Annotated in this window: 7 protein-coding genes and 1 pseudogene; 6 read left to right on the top strand and 2 right to left on the bottom strand. The window is 31.0% G+C overall.

Going from position 1 to position 13,368, the window contains the following annotated elements:
- Positions 1–11 precede the first annotated feature (11 nt).
- Positions 12–848 carry an ABC transporter permease gene (locus FNZ64_RS13750; protein ID WP_142415577.1) on the top strand — a complete coding sequence of 279 codons (837 nt, stop codon included), beginning with the start codon at positions 12–14 and terminating at the stop codon, positions 846–848.
- Between the two features lie 11 nt (positions 849–859).
- Positions 860–1,609 (top strand): ABC transporter ATP-binding protein, encoded by a 750-nt coding sequence (locus tag FNZ64_RS13745; RefSeq protein ID WP_142415576.1) that lies wholly within the window; start codon positions 860–862, stop codon positions 1,607–1,609.
- 333 nt (positions 1,610–1,942) lie between these two features.
- Here FNZ64_RS13745 and FNZ64_RS13740 read toward each other — a convergent pair.
- Positions 1,943–4,411, bottom strand: a pseudogene (locus FNZ64_RS13740) (GxGYxYP domain-containing protein).
- Positions 4,412–4,641: 230 nt separating this feature from the next.
- Between FNZ64_RS13740 and FNZ64_RS13735 the strand changes: the two are divergent.
- Genes FNZ64_RS13735 through FNZ64_RS13725 form a run of 3 tightly spaced genes read left to right on the top strand, consistent with a single transcriptional unit; the run spans position 4,642 to position 6,657 of the window.
- Positions 4,642–5,265: a TetR/AcrR family transcriptional regulator gene (locus tag FNZ64_RS13735; protein WP_142415575.1), complete on the top strand. Its 624-nt coding sequence runs from the start codon at positions 4,642–4,644 to the stop codon at positions 5,263–5,265.
- On the top strand, positions 5,252–6,103 hold the full coding sequence (locus FNZ64_RS13730; RefSeq protein WP_142415574.1) for a GNAT family N-acetyltransferase: 852 nt from the start codon (positions 5,252–5,254) through the stop codon (positions 6,101–6,103). The genes FNZ64_RS13735 and FNZ64_RS13730 overlap by 14 nt, the downstream gene beginning before the upstream one ends.
- Positions 6,104–6,114: 11 nt before the next feature.
- Entirely contained in the window at positions 6,115–6,657 is a 543-nt protein-coding gene (locus FNZ64_RS13725; RefSeq protein ID WP_142415573.1) for a GNAT family N-acetyltransferase, read from the top strand.
- Positions 6,658–6,736: 79 nt separating this feature from the next.
- Here FNZ64_RS13725 and FNZ64_RS13720 read toward each other — a convergent pair whose 3' ends face one another.
- Complete coding sequence (locus tag FNZ64_RS13720) at positions 6,737–7,228, bottom strand: hypothetical protein (RefSeq protein WP_142415572.1); 492 nt, start codon at positions 7,226–7,228, stop codon at positions 6,737–6,739.
- 109 nt (positions 7,229–7,337) lie between these two features.
- Between FNZ64_RS13720 and FNZ64_RS13715 the strand changes: the two genes are divergently transcribed.
- Positions 7,338–13,268 carry a DUF3320 domain-containing protein gene (locus FNZ64_RS13715; RefSeq protein ID WP_185903798.1) on the top strand — a complete coding sequence of 1,977 codons (5,931 nt, stop codon included), beginning with the start codon at positions 7,338–7,340 and terminating at the stop codon, positions 13,266–13,268.
- Positions 13,269–13,368: the final 100 nt, after the last annotated feature.

Raw genomic sequence — 13,368 nt, 5'->3', positions numbered from 1 at the left:
GGGGAATAAGAATGCAAGAAAGATTAAAAAGATCTTTTGTGAGCCTTATAGTGCCAATGCTATTTATAATAATTTGGATTATTATTTCAAACAAGATTAAAAACCCTATAATTTTGCCACCTGTGAGTAAAGTGTTAAATAACTTTAAACATGCTACAGATAATTTTATAGGCTTAGGTTCCATACCTAAGAATATAGTAGTTAGTTTAATAAGGGTATTATCAGGATACATAGTTGGGGTTTTAGTAGCGCTTCCTATAGGAGTATTAATGGGTTATAAGAAAACAGTTAATGACTTATTCTCAAATTTTATAAATGTGTTTAGACCAGTTCCACCTATAGCATGGGTTCCATTGGTTTTAGCTTGGTTTGGTGTCTCTAGCTTATCTACTGTATTCAATGTAGAAGGTGGACAACTTCAAGCCTATTTGAATAATTTTAAGTTTTCTATGATGTTTATTATTGCTCTAGGAACATTTTTCCCTGTAGTAACTAATACTATGTTTGCAGTTAGTACGGTTCCAAAAACCTTGGTTGAATCTGCAAAAGTTCTAGGCGCAAGGGAAAGAGATATATTCTTTAAAATATTAATTCCAGCAGCAGCACCTACCATAATTACTGGACTTAGAACTGGCTTAGGTATAGCATGGGCATGTTTAGTAGCAGCAGAAATGTTACCAGGAAGCTTGTCAGGGGTGGGATATTTAATTACTCATGCTTACGAATTAGCAAGAACTGATTTAGTTATTACAGGAATGATTTGTATTGGAGCAGTGGGGGCTTTGTTAGATGGAGTATTTAGGTTTATTGAACATAAATATTTTTCATGGCAAGGAAAGGATAGATAGGAGGGATTTATATGTCTACCTGTATTAAAATTCATAGATTAAGCAAGACATTTAAAACAAAAGAAAAATTTGAGGTAAAAGCATTAGAAGATATAAACCTATCTGTTGAAGAAAATGATTTTATATGCATTGTAGGCCCTTCAGGATGTGGAAAATCTACATTACTCAGAATAATAGCCAATCTTGAAAGCGCCACTTCAGGAGAAATGATTTATAGGGATAAGGAATTGACTGAACCTACATCAGATATAGGGATGGTTTTTCAAAATTATTCACTTCTTCAATGGAGAACAGTAATAGATAATATAGCTTTAGGTTTAGAATTTAAAGGTGTAGATAAAAAAGAAAGAAGAAAAAAGGCAAAGGAGTATTTAAAGCTAATAAATATGGAAAACTTTGAAAAAGCATATCCTTATGAGTTATCCGGTGGTATGCAACAAAGGGTGGCTATAGCAAGAGCCTTAGTTAATAATCCAGATGTATTACTTATGGACGAGCCTTTTGGTGCTTTAGATGCCCATACACGTATAATTCTGCAAGAAGAGTTATTAAAAATTTGGGAGGCACATAAAAAGACTATATTATTTGTAACTCATAGTGTTGATGAGGCAGTTTATCTTTCAGATAAGATAATAGTAATGGGTAAAAACCCTGGCACAATAAAAGAAGTTATAAATATAGATATGAAAAGACCTAGGGATAGAGGTAATCCTGAATATGGAAAACTAACTTCAAATATTTTAAAAATGCTGGAACATTAAATATAAGTTTAGTTTAAAGTTAATCTAGATATCACATATAGTATTTACATAACTCTTATTAGACTATCAATAGAAATAGGTTTATAAAAACGAAGTTAGTTAAAGTTAAGTTTCCATATTATAAATTTAATGGGGATGTTGCACTAAGAAATTTATATACAATATATTGATTTGCAAATTTAAAATTAGCATAATATATTGTAGTATTTATTCCTAATGTTACATCCCCATGCTATAAGATAAAAATTATTTTTAATAACTTGAGTACACTAGTATAATTACTAATTTGTATAATAATATTTTATGGTAACAATACTAAATTTAAAAAACAATTTAATGCTTAACATTCTTTTCTATAAGCTTCATAAATGTTTCTGGGGTAACTACTTTTACCTTTTCATTTTTGGTTATAACATTTACTACCTTTTGTACATCACTTATGTTTTTACTCCAAGCATGCACATAGACAAAGGTATAACTATTAGGATTACAGGGATCTGTTTGCCCTAAGGCTACTCTTTCGTTAATATTAGTAATTAAATCATCTTCATTTTCTAGTCCTTTCCAAAGTAAATCTCTACAAGATACTATAGGCTTATTATTAGACCATATAATTTTTCCATGATAGTTATCATGCCTATGATAATCAAGATAAAATAATCCTTGTATATTAGGTTTTGTAGTAAACTTATCCCAAAGTTTACTATTATAAAATGAACTATCATCAATGATGGCAACATACTTTTCATCTACTTGTGCCATATAATTATTTAATGTTTCAAGATATTCATTTAAATATTTTTTGTTAAATTTACTTGGATAGACATAACCATTTCCAGAGGGAGATACTATAAAATAATCTTTAATATTACCATGAATGGCATTTTTATAATATAAATTAAAAACAGTAGGAGCTAAGTAATATAAAGATGGACTTATGGACCATCCTAAGTTAAATTTCCCTCTATAAGGAGAGCCGTACCAATTAGAAGATCCATAGTTAGTTCCAAGATACCATTGTTGGTTATCTCCATCAGACATAATAAATGTTACATAATGAGCAGACTTTTCTTTAGGTATATCTGTTGAGTGGCCTTGAGGCATAGGTAATGATGGAAAGGAACTTAAAACGGTTAAATTATAAGACCAATCTGTAGCAACTAAACTTATACCATATTTTGAGGCTATACTCACGTTATTAAATTCATCTGGCCCCCAACCCAGACAAATAGAGTTGGAGTCCATGGAGGAAAAAACCTTTTCTCTAAGGGAAGAATCATTTATACTATCCTCATAGAATACTAAAGATTTTGTCATTAAAGCATAGTCTCTTAAAGAGCAATCTTTTTCAGGGGAAAGTTGTATTACTAGGGAATGGTTTAAACCATTATTCCACAAGTTATTATAAGCCCAGCTTTTATCTGTATTTCTGCAATCATATTTTAAATTTTTAATACCATGCACTAATAATTTATGTTGGATAGCTTCATCTATTACAAGACAATTATTTAAGGAGGCAAAAGAGCAGGCATTATTTATAGATGGATCTTTTTTATTTTTCTGGCTATAAAGAACATATCCATCTATATAATCTTTATATAAGTCCAATAATTGTCATGGATTTGAAATGACTTTATAAGGAATTTTATAATTATACCTTAAATCATCTAGCCATATTTCATAATCTGGTTGAGAAGAATTTAAGGTATATATTTGTGAAGAACAATGATTGTTAACTATACCTTGAAGAGAAGATATCATGGTTCTTTCACTAGGGGTCATTTTATTTTGAAAAATAACATATAGAAATTTAGACAATTTAGAATTTTTTATATATTTAGAAGTATTTTTATGTGGAGAAGTAGTAGGATGTAAATTAATAGCATTATTAGTATTAAAATTTTTATTCCAATTACTCCATTTAACAGTAAATGTATCACCATTTTCTTTGCAGTACTTATAAAAATTTTGTAAAAAGTTAATTCGTTCATGTTTATAAAAAGATTCAATATGAGATTCATCAAAGTTTGCAAGTGCTAACTGTCTTTTTATTATATCATCAGCTGTAGCATTATTATAGTTTTTCATCATATCATACATAATCATAAAAGTGGTAGTCCTGCCTATACCTGCCTTACAATGAAAGTGAAGCCATGTGTCTTTAGGTTGAGTTTTAACTCTTTGGACGAAATAGTCAACCATATCATCAGTAGGAATTTTCCCATCAGTAACAGGGATACGAATATATGATAAAGATTTAGACTTAACAAGTTCTTCTTCACTTTGAACTTTTTTAGGAATTATAGGTTCATTTGGATGATTATAAAAAGAAATAGGGGTATTCAGCTTAATACTTGCTAAATCCTTGGCTTCAGTAGATAATACTTCCTCCCTTGTTAAACCCATGTTAGCATTATTTTTTGAATTATGAAAGCTAACTGGAAGTCCATTAATAAAACCATGAGATTCTTGTCTTAAATCAATAACAATTTTAGGTAATGCTGTATCCAGCTTATCTATTATTAATGGGAGATTAAACTCAGAAAATTGAGCACTTCCCGAGATGTTTAAATTATTTAATCCCAAAAGATTTAAATTTTTATTGTCTATTAAATCAGAAGATTTACGAAAATTTTTAGGAATATCATTAATGTTTCTCGTATCGAGCACAAGATGCACTTCATCTATTGAATTATTAGGTACATTATTTTTTTCATTTGTTTCAGCTTTTATTGTGAAAGGAGAGAAAATAATAAACATTATTAATAAAAGTGATAGATGTCCTTTAGTTTTTTTAGACACTTTAATTACCTCCAATATATGAATTTTAAGTATATATAAAATAAAGAATTTTTAATAAGACTTTTAAAAATAATATGTGCTTTTAAAGGGGTTTATATACTATTATTAAAATTTTATAAGTTACTGAAAATAAAATGTGATAATTTAATTAAAAATATATTGTAATAGAGAAGAAGATATTTTATAATAAAATAAAAAAAGACCGACCAGTCGTTTTTGATGGAGGAAACATGCCTAAGATAAGTGAAAAAGAAAAGAATTTAAGGAAAGAAAAAATTATTCAACATGCTTTTGATTTATTTGCAGAAAAAGGATATACGGAAACTACTATGGATGATATAGTTCAATCCTTGGGAATGAGTAAAGGAGGTGTATATAACTATTTTAAAAGTAAGGAAGAGATTTTCTTAGCTATCGCCGAAAGTAGATTTAACAAAAGACATAAAATTGTATGTGAATTTCATGAGGATATTTCCAATAAGGAAAAAATTATCAAGTATATTAAGTGGACTTTAACTGGATTGTTTGATGATAATACTTCTAAGGGGGCTAGGTTTACTTTTGAGTTTTGGTCAGTTGTATCTAGGAATCCTGAAATGAGAGAGAAATCCATAGATAGATATAAGCTTTTTTATAGAGATCTATCTTTAATAATAAAAGAGGGTATGGAGAAAGGGGAGTTTCTTGAAGATACTAACATAGAATCTATTTGTTATATAATATTAGCCACTATGGATGGTATAGGTTTTGTTTCAAGTGTTATGTCAGTTCCCATAACAGAGGAAGTTGTAGAAAATTATTTGGATATGGTATTAAAAAAAATAGTAAAGGGGTATGAAAATGATAAACTATAAATGTTGCAATAAAGTAAGTATGGATCAGATTTACAAAGCTTTTACAGATGGATTTTCAGATTATATTATAAAGACAGAAATCTCTAAGGATTTTTTTGAAAAAAGGTTTTTTGGTCCAGAGGGGAATTCACTTCAATATTCTTTTATAACCTTTGATGATGAAAAACCTATAGGATTAAATTTAGGAGGTATAAAAATTTATGAAGGACTAAAAACTTTAAGATGTGGAGCTTTATGCATTCATCCTGAGTATAGAGGACAAGGTATAAGTCAAAAGTTGTTTGAAATGCATAAAGAACTTGCTATAAGTGAAAATTGCAAGCAATTATTTTTGGAGGTTATTGTAGGTAATCATAGAGCCATTAAATTTTATGAGAACTTGGGTTATGAAAAAATTTACGATATAAAATATTACTCTCACAACAATCCAAATTCTATAAACTATGAGGAAAGATTAGAAACTCATATTAAGGAAATCAGCCTTAATGACATAAAGAATATTAATGATAATATAAAATATGTTCATATTAATTGGCAAAATGACTTTGATTATATGGCTAAATTAAACAATATTAAGCATTATGGCGCTTATGTAGAAAATAACTTAATAGGAGCTTTATCCATAGATCCTAATGGCAAAATTTATTTTATATGGGTTCATAAAGATTATAATGGCAAAAATATAGCATTAAATCTTATTAAAAATGTAACTGGCCATATAAAACCTAAAAAACTTTCCATGAGTTTTACTAATAATTCAAGCATAGAAGGATTTTTAACATATATAGGGTTTGTAAAAGAGCCATTATGTCAATATGAAATGTATTACACATTATAGGAGGGCTGCGTATGATTAGCAATTGCAAAGCAATAGAAATTAGGACTCCTAGATTAAGCTTAGAACAATTTAAAATTGAAAATGATTTAAAAGAGTATTTTAAGATAATGGAGGAAGATGCTATAGGTAAATGGTTGCCTAAGGGAAAAGGATATTCTTTTGAAGAGAGTAAAGCTCTTATGGAATACTTTATAGAACATTGGAAGAAATATGAGTATGGTGCTTGGGGTGTTAAGGATATAAATACAGGGAAAATTATAGGACACTGTGGACTTAATAAAATATTAAGCCTTGATAAGGTAGAGATACTTTATGCCTTAGGCAAAGACGGTAGAGGGAAAGGATACGGTACTGAAGCAGCAAAAGCTTCTTTGGAATATGGATTTAATACTTTAGGGATTAAAGAAATTATTGCCCTATCAAAACCCCTCAATAAAGATTCTCAAAATGTAATAAAAAAGTTGGGAATGAAATATATAAAAGATATAGAATTGTTTAACCAAAAATTTAGGTATTATTCAATAATTAGAGAAGAATTTAATAATATAAATTAATCCTAAATATGGTAAATGCCTTAGAAATGTAATCTAAGGGATTTACCATGTTTCATTTAGTGGGAATTATTAAATTTATTTAACACATAACAATAATTTTATATGGAGTTGTTTGGGCTGGTATACTTTTGGTACTAGGACCATATACCACAATTAAATCTCTATTGCCCAGATTCTTAGTAAAAACCTGATTATTTTGGAGCAATATTTCAGTAGAAGGGGCAATATTTAATTTTAAAGTATTGTCACTACTCACCAATTCCTTATTAAAAAAATCTACTTTTACATTTTCATATGGATTATCTTTTGCCATAACCAGGGCATTATATTGTGGTGGAAAAATAAGAGGAACCGGTGCATTTCCATCATAGAATCCAGTGATCATATCACCTACTTTAACTCTTACATAATCCACAAAGTAAGTAGTTGGTGATACAACAAAATTTACTAAGGCTCCATATTCATTTTCTACAGAAATTAATTTATAACATCCTGATTGCTCTACATTTGAACTTGTATAAAAATCATTAATTGCAGTAATTTTACCCCTAAAAGATAGAAATTTCTTCATTACTTCACCTTCCTGTTTAAATTTACACTATATATATATTATGCATTATTTATATATTAGGGTACATATACTATTAAAGAAATTATACCTTATTATTTTACTGCAAAGGTTGTCAAATAATGCTATAATTACATGTAGAAAGAAGTTGAAAGAGAGTATTAATGGGGAGTTGATATCTTCAATGGAACTAAAAGAGGTAATTAAATGTAAGTGTAACTATAGTCCGGTGGTCAATTTTGCTATGCAGCAAAATCATGTACCTATTGTGAGAAATCTATGCCTAACTAATAGTTCTGAAAAAAACATTTCGGGGCTTAAAGTTAGTATTACGGCAGAACCAGGATTTGCAATACCTTTTGAAATGAATTTAGAAGTATTGCCAGCCGGGGAAACTATTGATTTAGGGGTTATTAATTTTCAGTTGTCACCCTCTTATCTTTCAGGACTAACAGAAAGAATGGCTGGTAGTCTTTTTATTAAAGTATTAAAAGATGAAAAAATTTTTTGTGAAGAGGTTTTTTCAATAGATGTTCTTGCCTTTGATGAGTGGAGTGGTCTTGGGATTTTGCCAGAGATAGTTGGAGCTTTCGTAACTCCTAACCATCCTGAAGTAATGAAGGTTTTAAAAGAAGCCTCAGTAATCTTAGGGAAATGGAGTGGAAACCCTTCCTTTGATGCATATCAAACTAATGATCCTAACAGGGTTCGTTTGCAGGCAGCTGCAATATATGCAGCATTGCAAGCTATTAATATTACATATTGTGTTGCACCTGCAAGTTTTGAAGATATAGGACAAAGAGTCAGGCTTGCGGATAATCTATTAGAGAATCGTATGGGGAATTGTCTAGATTTAACAGTTCTTTATGCAGGATGTTTAGAAGCTGTTGGATTAAATCCCTTAGTTATATTTACTGAGGGGCATGCCTTTGTGGGCCTATGGCTTATTAATGAAACTTTTTCTGAAAGCATTCAAGATGATGTTTCACTAATTACAAAGCGAATTGCCTTAGGAATTCAAGATTTATGTATTATAGAATCAACGGCTGTAACTACGGGAAAGAATATTAGTTTCGAGGAAGCTATTAAATTAGCTGAAGCTAATTTAATAGATATAGATAAGTTTTATTGTTTTGTTGATATTAAAAGGGCAAGGGCAAGCCAGGTTAGACCTTTACCTATGAGGGTTTTAACTAATAAGGGATGGGAAATATCTAAGACAGAAGAACTGAAAAGGGAACATACTGATGCTCCTGAAGAAATAGAGATATTTACTAAACCAGTAGAGGTTAAAGCTGTTCCTATTACAAAGCAAAAACAGTGGGAACGAAGGCTTCTGGATCTTAGTCTTAGAAATTCACTTTTAAATTTTAGGATGACCAGGAGCAGTGTTCCTATACTAGCTACAGAATTAAGTGATCTTGAAGATGCCCTTGCTTATGGGGAAGATTTTGAAATATTACAAAGACCCTCCGATTGGGAACATACCCCAAGAGCAGCTGAATTATATGAAAATACAATAAATAATAATCCTCTAAGGGAACTTTTAAAAGAGGAATTTCACCATAAAAGACTTCGTGCAGATTTAGATAATAGAGAACTTTTGGAGAGAATAACAAAGTTATATCGTTCGGCTAGAATTGCTATGGAGGAGAATGGGGCTAGTACACTTTACTTAGCATTGGGTATGCTAAAATGGTATGAATCTGATATTAGTAGAGCACCACGCTTTGCTCCTATAGTTCTTATCCCTATTGAAATTATTAGAAAGTCTGTTAAATCAGGATTTATTATAAGAGCTAGGGATGAAGAGCCTCAAATAAATATTACTTTACTAGAGATGCTTAGACAAGATTTTGGAATTAGCATAGGGGGTATGGATCCTCTTCCAAAAGATGAAAGCGGAATTGATTTAAAAAGAATATTTGCAGATTTTAGATATATTATTATGAATAAATCAAGATGGGATGTAGTTGAAGGAGCCTGTCTTGGACTGTTTTCTTTTAGCCAATTTGTAATGTGGAATGATATAAGAAATCGTGCTGAAGAGCTTGCTAAAAATAAGGTAGTTGCTAGCTTATTAGAGGGAAAGCTAACTTGGGTACCAGAGGATTCTTTTTCTGAAGAGCTTAACTTAGATGAAAAGTATGATCCTAAGGATTTATTTTTACCTATAAGTGCAGATTCATCACAAAAACTTGCAATTGCTTCTTCTAGTGAAGGAAAGAGTTTTGTTCTTCATGGTCCTCCAGGAACAGGAAAATCTCAAACCATAACAAATATTATAGCTAATGCTTTGGGGACTGGTAAAAGAGTACTTTTTGTTGCAGAAAAAATGGCGGCCCTTACTGTAGTACAAAAACGATTAGAAGGTATTGGATTAGAGCCCTTCTGCTTGGAACTTCATTCAAATAAAAGTACTAAAAAAGCTGTACTTAACCAGTTGAAAAAGGCTATGGAAGTAGGTAGGGTAAAATCTTTAGAAGAATGGAACATAGAAGCAGAAAAATTAGCAAAGACCAGAGAAGAGCTAAATATTTATGTAACAGCACTTCATGAAAAGCAAGGTTTTGGATTATCTTTATATGAGGTTTTAACTAGATATGGAGAGGTTAAAAATTCACCAGAGGTGGTCATATTTAAGAAAGAGGAGATTAGGGAGTTAACAAAGGAAAACTTTTCAGAGTGGATAGAATTAGCAAAGGAAATAAGTATAGCAGGGAAAGAATGTGGACATCCATATGAAAATCCATGGCAGGATTCGAATTGTATGGAGTATTCCAAAACTCTTAAAACTCAGGCAGCAAATATTTTAAATAATTATAAAGAAAAACTGGAACAATATAATAATACATTTTTAAAAGTCTTGGATATTTTACAAATAGAATTAGGGTCTAAAACTTCTAATGAAATAGATTTAGTTTTTAATATATGTGAGCAATTTTTAGATATGCCTGAAATATCAGTGGAACTTCTTAAGGGGGATAATTTAGAGGATAATATCTCAAAAATTGAAGTTATTGCAAGACATGGAGAAATGCGTGACCAATTACGTGATAATGTTCTTTTAAGGTATAGAGAAACTATACTTAATTTTAATGGGGAATTAGCACTTTCAGAGTGGCAAAAGCTTAATATGCAGTGGTTTTTACCAAAACTTTTGGGGCAAAACCGTATTATAAAAACAATGAAATCCATGGCTAATTCTAACATAAATATAAATAAAGAGACCATAGAGAATGACCTTCAGTCTTTAATTAAGTATAGAGAAGAAGAAAAAATTGTAAGGAATTCTGAAGAGTTTGCATCAAAGTTTTTAGGAAGGTTATGGTGTGATGGTGAGGCAAAATGGAAAGAGGTTTCGCAAAGTTGTAAATGGATTTTAGAGATTAATAAACTTACTGTTTTATTATATAAGGATAGTCTTAAGGCTAAAGATTTAAGGGGAAAATTTGCATCCATTATTTCAGATGGTAGAAGTTTATTTCTTGAAAAAAACACCGATTATCTTCAGAAGCATATAAAACTTAAAAAAGATATTGATAACATAGAAGGTGAACTATCACAATTATTATCAATAGATTATGAAGAGATGAAAAATAAGGCAAGGGAGAAGGCGTGGTTTGAGTTTATTTTTTACAAAATAAATCTATGGAAGAATAATATGGACAACTTACGTAATTGGTGCACTTGGTTAAGAGTTCATAAAAAGGCAGAGGAGGCAGGACTTTCTCCTTTATTAAATCCTTATAAAGAAGGTAAATTAAAAGGTGAAGAAGTAACACCAGCTTTTGAGCAAGGAATATATAAGGCTTGTAGTGAATACGTAATATCTAAAAGTCCTAGTTTGAAAGAGTTTTCAAGTAGTTTATTTGAAGAAAAAATCAATAAATTTAATATTATTAGCGAAAGATTTGAGGAGTTAACGAGAGAGGAAATTTATGTGCGACTTGTAAGTAAGGTACCTAATTTCACTAAAGAAGCTGCACAAAGTTCAGAAGCCGGAATACTTCAGCGTGCAATCCGTAGCAATGGAAGAGGTATCTCCATACGTAAGCTTATAGATGGAATTCCAAACTTACTTCCTCGTTTATGTCCATGTATGCTTATGAGTCCTATTTCAGTTGCTCAATATTTAGACCCTAAAAACCCACCCTTTGATATAGTTATTTTTGATGAAGCATCGCAGATTCCAACCTGTGAGGCTATAGGGGCTATGGCTAGAGGGAAAGAGGTAATTGTAGTAGGGGATCCTAATCAAATGCCGCCAACTAGTTTTTTTACAACAAATCGCAGTGAAGAAGATGAGGAGGCCATTGCAACAGAAGACTTGGAGAGCATTTTGGATGATTGTTTGGCTATTGGTCTTCCACAGGAACATTTATTATGGCACTATAGAAGTAAGCACGAAAGCCTAATTACATTTAGTAATGTGGAGTATTATGAAAATAATCTTCTAACCTTTCCATCACCTAAGGACTTAGTTTCTAGTGTAACCCTGTGTTCAGTTGATGGATTTTACGATAGGGGTAAAACAAGGCAAAATCATGCTGAAGCTGAAGCAGTTGTAAATGAGATAATAAATAGATTAAGTGATCATAAATTAAGAGAAAGAAGTATAGGAGTTGTAACCTTTAGTTCTGTACAGCAGACTTTAATTGAAGATTTATTAGATGAAGCCTTTAAAAAGAATCCAGAAATAGAAAATATAGCATTACAGCTATCAGAACCTATATTCATTAAAAATCTTGAAAATGTTCAAGGTGATGAAAGGGATGTAATTTTATTTTCTGTTGGATATGGACCGGATATTAATGGAAAGGTTAGCTTGAATTTTGGACCACTTAATAGAGAGGGTGGATGGCGCAGACTTAATGTTGCTGTTTCACGTGCCAGATATGAAATGAAGGTATTTTCAACCTTAAGACATGAGCAGATAGATGTAACATGTTCAAATGCTCAAGGGGTTATGGGACTTAAAGCTTTTTTAGAATATGCTGAAAAAGGTAAAGAAATATTATCCTTGAGAAAGGGAAGCAAAACCTTTATTAAAAAGGCAGGAATTGAAAATCAAATAGCGAAGGAATTGGAAGACTTAGGATATAAAGTAAAGCTTCATGTAGGATCCTCTGGATATAAGATAGATTTAGGCGTAGTGGATCCTAAGGAACCAGGAAAATATATTTTAGGTATTGTATGTGACGGACATGCATATGCAAGTTCTAAAACGGCAAAAGATCGAGAAATACTTAGAAACAGTGTGTTAAAGCAACTTGGGTGGAATATTCATAGAGTATGGTCGCTTGATTGGTTTGAAGATTCAAAATCACAGGTTGAAAAAATTCTTCTTCGCATAAAAGAATGTTCAGAGAGTAACACAGTGGAAAACAAACTGCTTAAAAATACAGTTGAGAGAGCAATACCTTTTAAGAGAATTGAATCTATTATAGAGATAGAACCAAAAGAAGAATTAGAAGAAGAGAGTATAGAGTATAAAGTTGCAGATTTAGAGTGTATTTCTAGTAATTCTGAGGAGTTTTATCTAAGGGAGAACTTTACTAAAATATCTGAGCAGATTTTAAAAGTCATAGAAGTGGAAGGCCCAATAAGCAGGCCACTTTTATGTAAACGTGTACTCCAAGCTTGGGGGATATCTAGAATGGGAGCTAGAATTGACAGATACTTTGAGGATATATTTAAAACAATGTCTCTATGCTCAACTTGTTATAATGGGGTAAACTTCTATTGGCCTCAAGGTTTGAACTCGGAAGAATACAATATATTCCGTGTTTCTAAAAATGAAAAGGATAGAAGAAATCCCGAGGACTTACCACCAGAAGAAGTGGCTTCCTGTGTAAAAGAAGTGCTTTTAAACCAAATAAGTCTTTCAAAGGATGACTTAATAAAAGAAACCTATAAAAAGATGGGATATCAGCGCATAGGCTCTGCTGTAAAGTTAGCAATGGAAAATGGAATTTACATTGCAATAAAGAGGGGATTCGCTTATGTAGATGAAGAGGAGAGAATTGTTTATAGGGAATGAGTAGGTATTAATTTAAATAGGAATTAGAAAAAATATCATATGGACATTAATAGTCCATGATAATTGTTATAATAATATATAAAGACTTTAATAATTTTAA

Origin of the sequence: Hathewaya massiliensis, from assembly GCF_902143515.1 — a bacterium.
Lineage (GTDB): Bacteria > Bacillota > Clostridia > Clostridiales > Clostridiaceae > Hathewaya > Hathewaya massiliensis.
This window is presented reverse-complemented; position numbering and strand designations above follow the sequence as displayed.